Here is a 16,432-nt window from a genome sequence, read left to right on the forward strand (position 1 = left end):
TGTTTTAAAAATGACTAGCCGCACCCAAGCTCGGTATGGTAAACTCGCAAACGTTTAACTGGAATATTTTCGTGTTAGAGGAGGGAGTGGTGGAGTCGAGAGTCCAAAGCAGGAAACAACCGATATTTGCTGCTCAACGAATACAGGATTCAACTCGCGATCTGGGACTCCCTGCGGACAAATTAAATTACATGACAGCTTATAGCAGCCGGGTCAATTAGGGTCTCAACCGATGTCCGGTTCCATTTATTGAATCCCTTTGGAGGGAAAAGTGTATTGTAGAAAAATGATTCATCTTTTAGGAGGAGTGTAAATGACCCAGGTAACTAATCCAACAACCCCAGTATCTTCAGTCACTTTAAGTGGCGGTGGCTCTAACATTATCGGTACTCAAGGCGATAACAGATTGAGTTCAGGCGCTCAAAACGATGTCATCCTGACTTTTGGGGGCAATGATGTCATCGCCGGCAACGGTGGCGACGACCTGATTATTTCCGGCGGCGGCAATGACAGTATCGGCGGCGGCGCTGGTAATGATCTTGTCTTTGCTGGTTCGGGCAACGATGTGGTCGCTGGCGGCAGCGGTGACGACAGGATCTTTGGCGGTAAAGGCAATGACCTGATCGACGGCGGTGATGGCAATGACTTGGTTTCTGGAGACAAAGGCAACGACACCGTACTCGGCGGAGCTGGCAACGATACAGTCTTTGGCGGCGAAGGTAACGATTTTGTCGGCGGCGGCGACGGCAACGACCTGCTGTACGGCGGTAAAGGCAATGATACTGTCGATGGCGGCGCTGGCAATGACTCGATCTTTGGCGACAGAGGCAGCGATGTCCTGACCGGCGGTGCTGGCAGCGATACGTTCTACTTCAGTGGTTTTGGCGGCGATTTCGGCGTAGACACGATCACTGACTTTACCCCAGGCCAAGATAAGATTGTCTTGAAGCAAGGCGGTGCGTTGGCTGGTTTGGGCACGAGCTTTGAAGCTAGCGAGTTTATCGTTGTTTCTAATTTCACCGGATCTGGTACCACCGCAGCAAACAGCAACAAGTTGGTCTACGACCCAACAAACGGTGTGTTGTACTTCAACGCCGTCGGGGGAGTGGTAACTGTTGCTCAGTTGCAGCCTAACTTGACGATTGCCCCGAGCAACTTCGAGTTGTTCTAAAACAACTGGAATTTGTGGGCGGCACCGGATTTTATCTGGGGCTGTTCTCACAAAGGCTGGTAGTTTTAAAGGATTTCAACCTCACTCTGCCACAAGCGGGGTGAGGTTGAAATATTCAAGGCAGGAACTGAAGCAGGAACAATTAAAAAAAAATCGCTCGACAGTTATTGATAAAATTAGTCGATCGCCCGATCGCACAAAATATAAATCAATACCCTTGGGTTAACGGTTTGTATCGCCCGGAGATCCCCCTAAATCCCCCGAAAGCAAGGGGGACTTTGAGGAATTTATTGTCCCCCCCTTTTTAAGGGGGGCTAGGGGGGATCGGGCTTAAAGGAACTGTATTGAAATATAAATAGTCGGAAAATACAAAATTTTAAAATCAGAATTTCTAGGTTTTTCTGAAGCGGTAAAGCAACCGCAACTGCACCGCGAGCAATGAGCACTGAAGAATATATCCGGCAAGCCCAAGTTTATTTGAACCAGGGGAAGTTAACAGAGGCGATCGAGTTTTGCCATCAGGCGATCGAACTACAGCCATTTTCTGCGCTAGCTTACACCACTTTAGGCGAAATCCTCGAAGCGAGCGGAGATCCGACGGCGGCAAGAGATGCTTTTGTGCAAGCTTTGGAGATTTCGCCCAAGTTTGTGCTGGCTCATGCTTATTTGGGTCAACTTTACAGCGAGTATTCGTGGCTGGATGAGGCGGTTTTTCACTACCAGCAAGCTCTGGATTTGAAGCCAGATTGGCCAGAAATTCATTATAACTTGGGAAATGTTTTTCACAAGCAGGGTAATTTGTTGGGGGCGATCGAGTGTTACGGAAATGCGATCGCCCTTAAACCCAATTATCTACTTGCTTTCTACAATCTGGCTGTGATTTTAGATGAAAATAATCAGCTAGCAGCCGCCATTGATACCTACCGACAGGTGATTGCTCTCCAGCCGGATTATGTGAAAGCTTACAGCAATTTGGGGGCGATGCTGCTGAAGGACGATCGGGCTGCTGAGGCGATCGAAGTTTACCAGCGGGCGATCGAGATTAAACCGGATTGGGCGACGCTGCACAATAATTTGGGGCAAGCGTTGCTGGATAAAAGCCCGGAAAGGGCGATCGCATCTTACCTCACAGCTATTGAGTTGGAGCCGGAGATGGTTTTGGCTCATTACAATTTGGGCAAAGCTTGGCAATTGCAGGGGGAACATTCGGTGGCGGTTGCTTGTTTCGATCGGGTACTCGAACTGGAACCCTCGCATATTTCGGGCTATACGGATGCCGGATTTTCTTTGATGGTTTTGGGCAAAATTGCGGAAGCCATGCCTTATTTTCAGCAGGCGATAGCTGTACGGCCCGATTTTGTTGAGGCTTACTGCCGTTTGGGAGAAATGCGGCAAGTTGCTGCTGTAGATGATGATGAATTGTCAAGGGCGATCGCGGCGTGCGATCGATTTCTCACAGCACTAACTCGAAGTTCGGCAACGAGCAATGTGCGGGATTTAACGGATGTCACGGATGTCACGGATTTAACAGATTTAACGGATTTAAAAGTAAAGAAAAAAGATGGTGCGGCTAGATATTTGTCAAGTGCAGATCGGGAATTACCGATTGCTGAAATATGCGATTATTTAACAGAAATTTACCTGCATCTGGGGAATACTTTAACAGAGTACGGCGGATATGAATCAGCAGCAGCTTATTATCAAAAAGCTTTGCAAATCCAGCCGAAAAATACAGAGCTTTATTGGCGGCTGGGAAATTGCTTGGTACACCAAAAGCAGCTAAATGCGGCAATTGCTGTTTACCACATGGTTTTGGCAATTCAACCAGCTTTACCCCAGGTTTATTTTGAGTTGGCGAAACTGCTGGAAAAACAGGGGCGGTGGGAAAGGGCGATCGATTATTATCAAAAGGTTTTAGAGTTGCAATTTCACGGCTATACGCAGCCGCAACTATCCCAGAAAAGTAATTATATTTCACTCGAACTAAGTGCAACCAAAGTTCCTCAAGGTATCTATCTATCGACTTGGGATTGGCTGGTTAATGCGAAATTGGATGCTGGCAATTATGTGGAAATAGTTTGGAAATCCGAGACAGCCAATATCGAAAACTTGGCGAAGTCTCAACTGCCAATTGCTCATTCCCAATTGGCAAATTCCGATTGTGGTGGTTTAACTTGCGGGTTGTGTTTGTACCGAATTGGTAAGTGGTTTGATCCGGTGCATTTGGGTTGGGGAGTTTGCCGTTTGTCTAACTCGCAACCCCTACCTGTGGATTCGCCAAAGACTTTTGTGGCTGCAATTCCGAATGGGCGAGTTTGGATTGTGCCGCAGCAAAATTATTGGCTGATTTGTAAGGCGATTGCTGTAATTACTCCTGATAATTATTTGTTGGCTGATGTGTCGAGAGATTATCCTGGTTTGTTGCCGGGATGCGAAAAGCACGATTTGAGAAAACACAGCGTTTTTACTTTAGAATCGTTTCCACCTTTAAAGCAAGTTGACGGCAGTGTGGCGGTGCTTTCTGGTTTGTCGGGAAATGTCTATTTTCACTGGATGGTGGACGTTTTGCCGAGGATTGAATTGCTGCGACAAAGCGGTAGGGATTTGGCGGAAATAGACTGGTTTTTGGTGAATAGTTGTCAACACGAATTTCAGCGGGAAACTCTGAGGATTCTGGGCATTCCAGAGGAGAAGGTTTTGGAGAGCGATCGCATTCCTCACCTGCAAGCAACAGAGTTGATTGTACCTTCTTTTGCGGGTTATTTGGGCTGGCCGCCCGGGTGGGCGATCGATTTTTTGAGGCGGGAGTTTCTCAAGGTAATTATACCTGGTTCAAACTATCCAAAACGCATTTACATCAGCCGCAGCAAAGCGAGATATCGCCGAGTTTTGAACGAGGAAGATGTGGTTGAGGTTTTGGAGCAATCTGGGTTTGTTTCTATCATGCCTGAGTCGATGTCTTTGACTGAGCAAGTTGCTCATTTTTATCATGCTGAGGTGATAGTTGCAGCCCACGGCAGCGGCTTGACAAATACGATTTTTTGTAAGTCTGAAACTCAAGTAATTGAGTTGGTATCGCCTCATTATATCGGTCATTATTACTGGGGAATCAGTCAATATTTGAAGTTGGAACATTACTTTTTAGCGGGTGAGGCTTTTGAATGCTATCCTATTAGACAGTTAATGTATCAAAATTCGCTGACTGAGGATATTTTGGTGAACTTGAGTTCGCTAAAAAGAATGCTTGAAGTGGTGGGTTTGAGTTAACTAGCGTCTGGAGTAAGTTTAATTATGCCCTTGATTGAGAAGATGGAAAAGGCAGCGGTTGATTTGAGTCGGCAAGCAGAAGTTTGTTTAGCTGAAGGCAGGTTGAATGAGGCAGTTGCTGCTTGCGAGTCAGCGTTGAAAATTGAACCGAATTTGGCTGCTGCTTGTCAGACGCTGGGAAAGGTGATGCAGGTTAGAGGTGAAATTGAACAGGCTAAGCAGTGGTATGAAGCGGCACTGGATCGCAATCCCAATTTGCCGGAAGTTTATGCTAATCTCGGCAGTTTGTATTCTCAAGGAAAACAGTGGGAAAAGGCGATCGCAAGTTGTGAAAAAGCGATCGCCCTAGCACCGAGTTTTGCTGGTGCTTATCGGCTGTTGGCGAAAATCTGGACGCAGTTGGAAAAGCGAGCAGAGGCGGCAGACTGTTGGTATCAAGCTTTCAAGATTGAACCAAATTGGGCAACGGCTGAGGAGCACGTCACTCTGGGAAATAGTTTAGTTGAATTGGGAAAGTTCGATCGCGCGATCGAGTGTTATTCGCGGGCAATTGAACTAGACCCGAAGCTGGCAACAGCTTATCACAATTTGGGAGAAATGCTGGTTCGCCAGAAGCGGTGGGATGAGGCGATCGCCAATTACCGACAAGCCATTGCCATCAATCCAGATTCTTTTGAATCTTACCACAGTTTGGGTAAAACTTGGGCAGAGCGAGGAGAATGCGATCGGGCGATTTCCTGTTACCGGAAAAGCATCGAAATAAATCCGAATTATGCCCGTGCTTCTATGGGTTTGGGCAATGTTTTCGCGCAAAGACGCGAGTTTGATGAGGCTATTCAATGTTACCGTCAAGTGCTAGAAATCAATAATGATTCCTATTGGGCACACAATTATTTAGGGGAATCTTTTGCTCAGAAACAAATGTGGCAAGAAGCTATTAGTTGCTACCGCAAAGCCCTCGAACTAAAACCAGATATTCTGGTGTTTTATTCCAATTTGGGATTTGCCTTAATTCGGCAAAAATTATGGGATGAAGCTGTTGCCACTTACCGTAGCCAAATAGAAATAGATCCGACGAATTCTAAGCCTTACAGCGATTTGGGAAATCTGTTACCGCGATTAGGGCAAGTGGAAGAAGCGATGGTTTTCCACCAAAAAGCCAGTGAATTGAGAGGTTGGCCTGAGTGTGCGGCCAAAAATTATCAATTTACCCAAGATTGGTTTACTCACAATATTCCTATTTGGAAACTGCATTTACAGCATTTAGCGGGAATTGCGGATTTTCAAGTTGTGGAAATTGGCAGTTTGCAAGGAATGTCTGCTTGCTGGTTGTTGGATAATATTTTAACTCATCCGACGGCCAATATTACTTGTATTGATTTGTATTTCCAAGAACAATTTCATGGCAATATTGCTAAAACTGGCTCGGGCGACAAAGTAATTCCCTTGCAAGGTTATTCTCAGAAAGTGTTAGTAACCTTGGATTCAGAATCTTACGATGTTGCTTACATTGACGGGTGTCACAAAGCCACCAGCGCTCTGCAAGATGCGATTTTATCTTGGAGGTTGGTGAAAGTTGGGGGATTGATGATTTTTGACGATTATGAGTTTACCTTTCCCGACAACCCGGAGCAAAATACTAAAATCGGAATCGATCTTTTCTTGGAGATGTTTCGCAGTCAGTTAGAAGTAGTCCACAAAGGTTATCAACTGATTGTTAAAAAAATCGGCAATCAAAGTTTGGGCGAAGAGCAAGCAGTTTTGTGTCAAGGTTGGGAAAAGTTGGGGCATATTGCGGCAGATGGGGGTTATCTGGATGAGGCGATCGCCTGCTATCAAACCGCTATTACAATTAAGTCTGGCAATTATTTAACTTACCACAAGTTGGGTAAAAGTCTGCAAGATAAAGAGTTGTGGAATGAAGCTGTGGTCGCTTACCAACAGGCGATCGCACTAAATCCTAATTTTAGTTGGGCTTACCACTTTTTGGGGGAAACTTTGCAGCAGATCGAGCAATACGGCGAAGCCGCTGCTGCTTACCGTAAAGCTATTGAGTTAAATCCCGATTTTTGCTGGAATTACAGTGGTTTAGGCAATGTATTGATGGAGCTTTCTGAGTGGGAGGAAGCTGCGACGGCTTACCGCAAATTTATTGAACTCAATGCGGATTTTTATTGGTCTTACGAGAGGCTGGGTAAGGCTTTGGTTGCACTAGAAAATTGGGACGAAGCAGCAGTGGCTTACGGCAAAGCTGTTGAATTAAATCCCGATTGTTGGCTGTACAATAGTCTGGCGGAAGTTCTGGAAAAACAAGAAAATTGGCCAGAAGCAGCGGTTGCTTTTGGCCGTGCTGTTGAGCTAGAACCCCAGCATAGTTGGTTGTACAAGAGGCTGGGCGATGCTTTGCGGAATCAAGGGGAATTGGAAAGGGCGATCGCAATTTATGAGCAAGGCATAAATGTCGATCCAAAATCCTGTTGGTGTTACGAAGGATTGGGTTTGAGTTTAATAGCACAACAGCAGTGGGAAGCGGCAATAACTAATTTGGTTCAAGCACTGCAAATTAAACCCGATTTATTGGGAATTTACTATCATATAGCTGATGCTTTGGAACAAAAAGGAGAAGTAGATGAAGCCGACATCATAAAACTTGGCTATAAAATGTTGCCGTTAAGTGTTATCAAAAAATACTGTGGATTTACCGACAATTTGGCAATTGTAGCAGAGTCAGAGCCGAGCATTACTTGCATTGACATTTATCCTGCAAGTCAAATCAATTTATCTGATTCCAAAACAATCCACACCGATAACAGATGTTGGGAAGATGAAATTTTTTATACAAAAAAAGCTTTTGTTGCCGTACTACCAAACGGACGAGCTTGGGCAGATATTGCTACTACCTGCGCCATTACTTCAGACAATAAACTTGTTGTCGATATTTCAATGGGTTGTCCTGAATTGGTAATAACTTCCGACAAATTGCCTCCCGCCGAACATATCGAGGGAAATGTGGCTTTTTTGTCGGCTCGCTGGGGTGGCGCAGCTTATTTTCATTGGATGTTTGATGTGGTTACGCGGTTCCATCTTTTGCAGCGGAGCGGATTGATAGACAGTATTGATAAGTTTGTTATCAATGCTTGCGATTCGGCTTATGAAAAAGAAAGTTTAAATACTTTAGGAATTCCACTCGATAAACTTTTAGAAAGTCGCTACCAGCCGCACTTTACAGCCGATAAATTAATAGTGCCGTCAATTTGCGATGGTGGTTCGGGAACCTCGAAATGGAAATGCGAATATCTTAAACGAATATTTTTAAATGAACAGCAGTCGCTAAACACAGATTATTCTGAACGAATTTATATCAGCCGACAAAAAGCATCCTATCGGCGAATTGTCAACGAGGAAGAGGTTGTAGGCTGTTTAGAAAAGTTTGGGTTTCGGACAGTCAAGCTGGAAACGATTTCGGTAGCGGAACAAGCATTGTGTTTGGCCGCGGCTAAAGTAGTTGTCGCACCTCACGGCGCGGGATTGACTAATCTAGTTTTTTGCAATCCCGGAACTAAAGTAATTGAGATTTTTTCTCCGATTTATGTGCCAAGTTGCTTTTGGACTATCAGCAATTTGTGTGACTTAGAACATTATTATTTAATTGCTGAATTGTTTGAAAATCCCACTCAAAAATACCTGGGACATAAAGATATGCGTGTGGATGTAAACTCGCTGGAGAAGTTAATGAATATTGCAGGTATTTTGCATGAATAGTCATGATTACCACAAGTTGGGGAATTCCCTGCAAGAAAGCGGTGAGTTTAATGATGCTGTTGCTGCTTACAAACAAGCTGTTGAGTTACAGCCAGATTTTTCTTGGTCTCATCACAGTTTGGGCGATGTTTTGTTGAAACTCGAACGCTGGGAGGATGCTGTCGCTGCTTACAAAAAAGCTGTTGAGTTAAACCCGGATTTTTCGTGGTCTTATCATAATTTGGGCGATGCTTTGCTAAAACTGCAACGCTGGGAAGAGGCTGTCGCTGCTTACCGCTGCGAGATTGCACTCAACTCAGATTTTGCTTGGTCTTTCTGCAATTTAGGCGACGCTTTGACTAAACTCAAAAAGTCGGGTGAAGCTATCGCTGCGTATTTACAAGCTATTGAAATTGATGGAAATTTGCCGGGAATTTACGATAAGTTGGGATATAGTCTCGGACAAACAGAGTCTGATTTACAGTCAGTGTTAGAAAAATGTCAATTGCAAGTTACACCGAAAAATGTAGAGTTTTATTTGCAGTTAGGTAAGAATTTAGCAAAGTACGATCGCCCAAAAAGCGCAATTATTCTTTACAATTTTATTTTGACAAGACTGCCAGATTGTGCTGTAGTCTCAGCGGAATTAGAGCAGTTGTTGAAACAGCAGGAAAAGTGCGTTAGCGTATTAGCCTCAGCCCGCGCCACAGTCGCCCAAAAACCCGATGATTGCTGGTCTTATTACAATTTAGGTGCTGTTTTGAGCCACCAAAAATATGGGGAGGAAGCGGCGGCGGCTTTTTTGCAAGCAATAGCAATAAATCCCGATCTTCCTTGGTGGTTTTATTACAATTTGTGGGAAGTTTTGATTGAGCAAAACAAGTTGGATCAAGTTGAAAACTTCTGCCGCAAAGTTGTTGATGCTCAACCGGAGGCTTTTTGGCCTTATTTGAATTTGGGGGAAGCTTTGACGAGAAAAGGCAAAATTGCTGAGGCGATTAGCTGTTATCAAACTGTTAGTTACAAACAAACTTTGGCATCTATTCTTAGTAAGAGAATAGGCAAGATGCCTGTTCCACAAGCAGATACAGAGACAGGCAAGATGCCTGTTCCACAAAATTGGAATTTAAAACCAGTCAAAGTTCCTAAGTTTATAATTATTGGTTCTCAGCGGTGCGGTACGACTTCTCTGTACACTTATTTAGCTCAACAGCCGCAAATTTTGACTCCGATTAAAAAGGAAATGGATTTTTTCTCGTGGCACTTTCAGAGGGGGATTGATTGGTATTTGGCTCATTTCCCGCCAATACCGCAGGGAGAGCAGTTTGTAACGGGTGAAGCAAGTCCGAGTTATTTTGACTTTCGGGAAGCGCCGGAACGTCTCTACAGCGCGTGTCCAGAGGCGAAACTGGTTGTGCTTTTGCGAAATCCGGTCGATCGCGCCATTTCTCATTTTTACCGCTTGAGGGAGTTAAATTGGGAAGGGCGATCGATCGATCGGGCAATTAGCGATGAAATTGAACGGTTGAATCAAAACCCAGAATACATCATCGGCGAGGAACCGGGCAATTATTTAGCTCGCGGTAGGTATATAGAATTTATAAAAAACTGGCGGGCTTTCTTTCCCCCAGAACAGTTGTTAGTTTTGAAAAGTGAAGATTTGTATGCAGGTGCGGCGGCGACTGTCAGTCAGGTTTTAGAATTTTTAGATTTGCCGGAATATCAATTGTCTGAGTATCAAAATGCTAATCCTGGTGTTTATCAGCGGGTAAATGAGTCAATTCGTGAACTATTGAGCGATTATTTTAAACCTTACAATCAGGAATTAGAGGAATATTTGGGAAGAAAGTTTGATTGGGAATAAGATAGGACGTACGGTTGAAACCAGGTTTATACAAACAAAACCTGCCTCCGCAGGTTGAATAAAAGGCAATTAAAATTAGGTTATTCTCTTCAGTCTGCGGAGGCAGACATCGTTTGACTTTCTGGCGGTTTCAACCGCCGTTTGCTAAAATTAGAACAACTTGTAAGGAGGTAATACCAATGCTGACGACTGAGCTAGATACGCTACTTAAAGAACAAGCACTCCAACGCCAAGATCCTGAAGATAGATACATCACGGATAGGGCGAACTGGGAACAATACGAAACACTGCTAAATCGGATTGGAGATGCTGCCGGATATCGAGTTACTTATTTAGATGGAGTTTTAGAAATTATGTCACCTTCTCGTCGCCATGAAAATGGCAAAACTCGCATTGGAAATCTGCTAGAAATTTACTTTGTAGAAGCTGACATCGAATATTTCCCTTTTGGATCTACAACTCTGCGACAAGAGGAAAAAAGTGGCGGTACGGAACCGGATGAAGCTTACTGTATTGGCACAGATAAAGAATTTCCCGATTTGGTAATTGAAGTGATTGTTACGAGTGGTAGCATCAATAAACTAGAACTGTATAGAAGGTTGAATGTGCGAGAGGTTTGGTTCTGGCGAAATGACCGATTTTCTATCTACTGTTTGCGAGAAGAGATTCCGGTTGAATTTGTGTCAAACTGCGGTTATGAATTAATCACAAACAGCGAATTGCTACCAGGAATTGATATCGATATGTTGACAGAATGTGTAAAAAATCCTCACCCGTTAGCCGCAGCAAAGGCATGGAGACAGAATTTGCGATCGCCCTAAACACCAAGTTTAAACGGAACTTACCCTACACCCTTTGAAACTAACGTTTCAAACCCCTATCAGTCGGGCGATCGGACTTGAGCGGGAGTCCAATACATCTTACTTTTCACGGGATCGTTGAATACAGCGCTGTTGATAAATTTGAGCCGCTTTATCTGTGGGATTGCGGCGCAGGCACTCAGCAAACAATCGCTCCGCATCTCTAAGCTTTTGCAAATGGTAGAGTACCAAAGCTTCTTCAAACACTGTTCTCGTGGCTACCTTGCCCTCATAAGTCTCAGGGGGATCGGCATCGAAAACTTCAAAAATCGATACCGTTTCTGATTTGCCCTTAACTTGTACGCGATCGATCAGACGGATAGCATACTGGTTAGAATCTGGCAAAGATCTAAAAGTTTCGTGACTAATTAATATTGAAACTCCATATTTTTTAGTCAAGCTTTCTATCCGCGAGGCCAAATTCACTGCATCGCTAATCACCGTGCTATCCATCCGGTTTTTTCCCCCAACCGTACCGAGAATTAAAGAACCTGTATTGATGCCAATGCCAATCTTAATCGGCACGTATCCAGAAGCAGTGCGATGTTGATTATATTCGGCAAGACGATGTAGCATATCAATACCTGCTTTGACGGCATTATCTGCCTCGCCGCTAAAGAGGGCCATAATTGCATCGCCAATATACTTGTCAATAAATCCTTCGTTTGCAGTAATGGCTGGCTCCAGGCGTGACAAATAGGCATTAATAAAGTTGAAATTGTCTTGCGGAGTCATACTTTCCGACAAAGTTGTGAAGTCGCGAATATCGGAAAAGAGTACCGACATTTCCTGTTGAACTTGGTCGCCTAATTTAACATCAACAATGCTTTCTTTATCCAGGAATTGGAGGAATTGGCGGGGGACGAAACGCTCAAAAGCCTGGTTAAGTTCGCTGAGATTATTGTAGAGACGCGCATTTTCAATAGAAATAGCTGCCTGGGAGGAGAGTAGGTTTAAAACTTCCAAGCGATCGGGAGTAAAAGCGTCTGTGGTTAGATTATTTTCTAAATAGATAATTCCTACCAGTTTAGCTTGATATTGGAGAGGGAAGCACAGAATTGATTTAGGCTTATGCGCTTTGATGTAGGGGCAATTAGCAAATTTAGGGTCACTTGCAGCATCGCTCAATACTACACTTTCCCGCGTGCGAGCCACATAGTTAACAATTGTGTGAGAAATTAAAAGTTTATCCCCAGGTTCCCACGCCGACTTGACGGGGATTGACTGCAACACAGTCACGCCATCTTGATCCACAGAACCTTCAGCTTCAATCAGCAATTTGCCCTTAATTTCTAGAATCAAAAAGCCCTTTTGCGCTCCGTCATTCTCAATAATAATCCGCATCAATTTCGCCAGTAATTTATCTAGCACAATTTCCTCGGATAGCGTTTGTGAAGCTTTCATGACTGTGGTCAAATCTAGCTCAGAAGAAGTGCGATGGCCAGTTGTGGTAGGCGGCGTAGATGTTCTTGTGCTGAGAGTTCCCCTATCTGAAGACTTTTTTGCTAATAATTGCGGGTAGCGTCTATCTAAATCGTTAACTTTAGCTGTTGCACCCCAGCGGACATAGCAATAACGGGCATCTTGCATATAGACTTGCGCGATTTTATCTTGATCTAAAGCGAGATAAAACTTGGCAGCTAGTTCATGCGCCAGTGCTTCTTCATTGATGTATTCATGTTCTTTAGCAAGAGCAATAGCTTTTTTGTAGTAGTCCATTGCCATAGCCTCTGAGCCTTGAACTCGCTGTCTTTCTGCTTCTACAAGATAAAATTTATGTAAATGATTCATTGGGGCATGATGCGCCCATTTTTTAAACTTTTTCTGGTTAGATTGCACCTTTCGAGATAGGCGTTTTTGCTGGATTTTTGAGAAAGAAGAATACACGGCAATTCTTGTAAGCGAATCGTAAAAGTAAAATAACGTAGTAGTTAGCATCGCTGCTGCACTATCTATATATTTTTCCGCTAGTGCCGCATTATCTAGCGCTTCCTCGTACTCTCCAAATAGGTAACAGAGTGTCAGTTTTGCAAGATATGTATGAAAAAGTAAGGTTTGGTCATTCGCCTCAAGATCAAGGGGTAGTCTTTTCGATTCGTCATAAACATCACCAATTAAACGGCAGGGATTTTTCGATTGCCCCATCAAATTCAGAACCATCTGCCGATTTAGATTAAGGTAATGAAAGTTTCGCTCTTGCTTTAATTTTTGGATAGTATCACTGTATTTGGCTGCCTCCCGCTCAATAACGGCTAACTCCTGCCCCGTGCAATAGGAATTGTAGGAGTTCCACAATATGGAATATGTCCCATATTCTAAATCTCCTGTTTCTAGTCCGCTCGAATATGCAAGCAGTAAAGGCTGTAATGTCTGCCTTCCATGCTCTTTCCAATGTCTGATAAAGTAATTAACAAGAGATACTGTTTTCGCTTTTACTTTCCTAGCATTGAGCTGCTCTAATAGATTTAAGGCTAGGTTGCCAAATTTATAGCCGGATTCAATATCTCCTAATACTCCGCAAAGAATCAACCCATAACCTGCATACATCATTGCTGAGAAGGAAGCATTGCCGTATTTGACCGATATATTGATACTTTTAAAAATAACCAGCGGTAATAGGTTAGGAGCAGCTATATAGGAAGCAGAACCTACAATCGCTAGAATACGAATTGCTGCCAACTTATCAGGTGCAGTCATTTCCGGTAAGTCGATTAAGTCCTCAATTCGTTTCCTCAACAAGGCTAACTTTGTCCCTGTCAAACCGAGTAAGACATCTAAGTTACTGGGCTTTTTAGGCAAACTAACTCCCAACAGCTTGAGAACTGTTAGTCCAGTATCAACTGCTTCTAATGGCTTGTTCTGCGTTAGATAAGCAGAGATTTTAACTTCATAAACTTTCACCTTATCCAGCAATACTTTGCCCTGTTGCAGCACGACTGGAACTAATCTCTCCATTTCATCGAATTGACCGCACAAATAGGCAGCTTCTGCGGCTTCTACATACAGAGAAAGTGTAGTATCGTACTGCGTCTGCCAACTTGACCCCCCTTCACTTCCCTCTTTGCTAAGGGAGGACTGAGAAGAGCTCAACAATTCTAAGCCGCTTGTTAGGTAGGTAAGGGCGGGTTGAAAAGCGGCTGAGGCTTTTGCTTTCTTGCCAGCTATTAGGTTTAACTTTGCCAATTCATCTCGTTTCTGCTGGTTTTCGAGCAGGTTGCTGCCGAAATTCAATTGATTAACAATGTCAAAGATTTTTTCCTCTTGCTGCTGGAATGGGGTATTATTCAGGAGTAGCTGACCGATTTGCAGATGGTAGGCTTGCTTGCGGTGTTCGGGAATGAGAGAGTAGGCGGCTTGTTGCATGCGATCGTGGACAAACTTGTAAGCTACCTCGAATTCATCAGGATTTCGGTCTGTTTGCAGAAATTTGTAATCATCTCCCACTGGAACAATTAGACCTTCTCGCACGGCTGGCCAGAGTACGTTTGCCGTTTCTTTTTGTGGCTTTTCACCTACAATAGAGAGAATCTTTAAATCAAACTGGTTGCCAATACAAGCAGCCGTTTTTAATACTTCTTGCGTCAGTTCTGGTAGTTTTTGAATTTTTTGAGCCATCAACTCAACGACATTATCAGTAATGCCCTGTGCTTGAATTTGATCTAAATCCCACTGCCAACTGCCACTGAGAAAATCGAAATGTAATAGGTTTTCTGTATAAAGCGACTGGAGAAACTCTTTCAGGAAGAACGGATTACCCTGAGTTTTGGCAAGCAATAATTCGGCTAATGGCTTTGCTTTTTCTGCGTCGCACTTAAGCGTATCGGCAATTAATTGATTGATACAAGTTAAATCTAACGGCGAGAGCAAGATGGAATTTACAGTTGCTCCAGCTTTTTGAATTTCTGATAAGGTAATTTTTAAGGGATGGGCTGCACTGACTTCATTATCCCGATATGCTCCAATTAGCAGTAGATACGAACTATCTACATCAGTCATGATTAACTGCATTAATTTCAGAGTAGCGGAATCTGCCCACTGTAAGTCATCTAGAAAGATAACTAAGGGATGCTCTTGTTGACAAAAGACCTGAATGAAGTTTTGAAAGACTAAGTTAAACCGATTTTGGGATTCAGTCGCTGCTAGCTCTAGGATGGCTGGTTGCTTGCCAATAATCAGTTCGATTTCAGGGATGACATTAATAATAATTTGTCCGTTGGCTCCTAATGCTGATAGGAGTTGATCGCGCCATAGGTGTAGTTGTTCGGACGTTTCAGTTAGCAGTTGTCGAACTAATTCTCGAAATGCACTGACGATAGCACTGTAAGGTATATTTCGCTGGAATTGGTCAAACTTACCAGAAATGTAATAACCGCGTCGTTCGGTAATGGGTTTATAGATTTCTTGAACTAATACTGATTTACCAATACCAGAATAACCAGCAACGAGCATGAGTTGGCTGGTACCATTAGCTATCCGGTCAAAAGCTGCGAGTAACGTTTCAATTTGGCTTGACCTGCCATAGAGCGTTTGTGGGATTTGAAATCTATCAGAAATATCTTGTTCGCCTAAAACAAAATCTTCTATTTTCTCACCACTTTCTAGTTGCATCAGACAGAGCGCCAAATCGTCTCTAATGCCTAAAGCACTTTGGTATCGTTCCTCTGCTGTTTTCGCCATGAGTTTCATCACGATTTCTGAAACGACTAGAGGAATTTCGGGATTAACTCTATGGGGTGGGACGGGTTGTCTAGCAATATGACAATGAACCAACTCCATTGCATCGGTAGCGTCAAAAGGCAATTGGTTTGTCAATATTTTATAGAAGGTAACTCCCAGCGAATAAAAATCAGTGCGGTAATCGATCGCTCGATTCATCCTGCCTGTTTGTTCGGGAGAAATATAAGCTAATGTCCCTTCTAAAACATTAGGGCTTTTTAAGGCAGTGCTTTCCCTTGATAAGATTGTGGATAAGCCAAAATCAATAATTTTCAATTCTCCCGTTTGAGAGTTAAAAACAATATTGGACGGGTTAATATCTTTATGAATAACGTTTGATTGATGAATTCTCCCCAGAGTTTCAGCGATCTGAATGGAGATTTGGAGAAATTCTAATAAAGTAAACTGTTTTTTTTGAGTAATCTCTCTAAAGATTCCCCGCCGAAATCCTCTAATAACATTACCAGCGTGTTGTTATGTCTTCGTAGCTCGTGAGCCTTAACAACTCCTCCGAAGTGAAAGCTACGGGTGATTTCATATTCCTGCTGGTAACGGACAAGTTCGGCAGGGGTAGGATAGTCTTCTTTGAGTAATTTCAGGATCAACGGTTGGTTATCTTGTTCTCTGATTCCTCGATAGACTAGCGAGTTGGCGCTTTCGTAAATTTGGGCTAAAACTTTAATTCCAGGGAGTCTAATCATTTTTGGCTCTTTGTCTTTGGCACTCGTGAATCTTACGGGCGATGGTCAGCGACTGCTGATATTACTCGATCGCCTTGGCATAGTTGCTTAAGGAAGCGTAAATATTTCGCAG

At 43.4% G+C, this 16,432-nt stretch carries 7 protein-coding genes; 5 read left to right on the forward strand and 2 right to left on the reverse strand.

Annotated elements, in window-relative coordinates:
- Positions 1–313: 313 nt before the first annotated feature.
- The 5 genes from QUB68_RS09940 (at position 314) to QUB68_RS09960 (ending at position 10,864) form a co-directional block, all read left to right on the forward strand.
- Entirely contained in the window at positions 314–1,171 is an 858-nt protein-coding gene (locus tag QUB68_RS09940) for a calcium-binding protein (RefSeq protein ID WP_332991749.1), read from the forward strand.
- Between the two features lie 438 nt (positions 1,172–1,609).
- A complete protein-coding gene (locus tag QUB68_RS09945) occupies positions 1,610–4,438 on the forward strand; it encodes a tetratricopeptide repeat protein (RefSeq protein ID WP_332991750.1) in 2,829 nt (942 codons plus the stop codon).
- A 24-nt stretch (positions 4,439–4,462) separates the two neighbouring features.
- Positions 4,463–8,200 (forward strand): tetratricopeptide repeat protein, encoded by a 3,738-nt coding sequence (locus QUB68_RS09950; protein WP_332991752.1) that lies wholly within the window; start codon positions 4,463–4,465, stop codon positions 8,198–8,200.
- On the forward strand, positions 8,193–10,043 hold the full coding sequence (locus QUB68_RS09955) for a tetratricopeptide repeat protein (protein ID WP_332991754.1): 1,851 nt from the start codon (positions 8,193–8,195) through the stop codon (positions 10,041–10,043). Before QUB68_RS09950 ends, QUB68_RS09955 begins: the two co-directional genes overlap by 8 nt.
- Positions 10,044–10,222: 179 nt before the next feature.
- Positions 10,223–10,864: a Uma2 family endonuclease gene (locus QUB68_RS09960; protein ID WP_332991756.1), complete on the forward strand. Its 642-nt coding sequence runs from the start codon at positions 10,223–10,225 to the stop codon at positions 10,862–10,864.
- 99 nt (positions 10,865–10,963) lie between these two features.
- Here QUB68_RS09960 and QUB68_RS09965 read toward each other — a convergent pair whose 3' ends face one another.
- Both QUB68_RS09965 and QUB68_RS09970 read right to left on the reverse strand, forming a co-directional pair.
- Positions 10,964–16,075 carry an AAA family ATPase gene (locus QUB68_RS09965; RefSeq protein WP_332991951.1) on the reverse strand — a complete coding sequence of 1,704 codons (5,112 nt, stop codon included), beginning with the start codon at positions 16,073–16,075 and terminating at the stop codon, positions 10,964–10,966.
- On the reverse strand, positions 16,012–16,320 hold the full coding sequence (locus tag QUB68_RS09970) for a hypothetical protein (protein WP_332991758.1): 309 nt from the start codon (positions 16,318–16,320) through the stop codon (positions 16,012–16,014). The genes QUB68_RS09965 and QUB68_RS09970 overlap by 64 nt, the downstream gene beginning before the upstream one ends.
- Between the last annotated feature and the right edge of the window lie 112 nt (positions 16,321–16,432).

It is taken from the genome of Microcoleus sp. A006_D1 (genome assembly GCF_036702805.1).
GTDB lineage: Bacteria > Cyanobacteriota > Cyanobacteriia > Cyanobacteriales > Microcoleaceae > Microcoleus.

Excerpts from the sequence above, each read along its gene's own strand:
- QUB68_RS09955 (WP_332991754.1), top strand. The coding sequence starts at position 8,193 with ATGAATAGTCATGATTACCACAAGTTGGGGAATTCCCTGCAAGAAAGC.
- QUB68_RS09945 (WP_332991750.1), top strand. The coding sequence starts at position 1,610 with ATGAGCACTGAAGAATATATCCGGCAAGCCCAAGTTTATTTGAACCAG.
- QUB68_RS09940 (WP_332991749.1), top strand. The coding sequence starts at position 314 with ATGACCCAGGTAACTAATCCAACAACCCCAGTATCTTCAGTCACTTTA.
- QUB68_RS09970 (WP_332991758.1), bottom strand. The coding sequence starts at position 16,320 with ATGATTAGACTCCCTGGAATTAAAGTTTTAGCCCAAATTTACGAAAGC.
- QUB68_RS09960 (WP_332991756.1), top strand. The coding sequence starts at position 10,223 with ATGCTGACGACTGAGCTAGATACGCTACTTAAAGAACAAGCACTCCAA.
- QUB68_RS09950 (WP_332991752.1), top strand. The coding sequence starts at position 4,463 with ATGCCCTTGATTGAGAAGATGGAAAAGGCAGCGGTTGATTTGAGTCGG.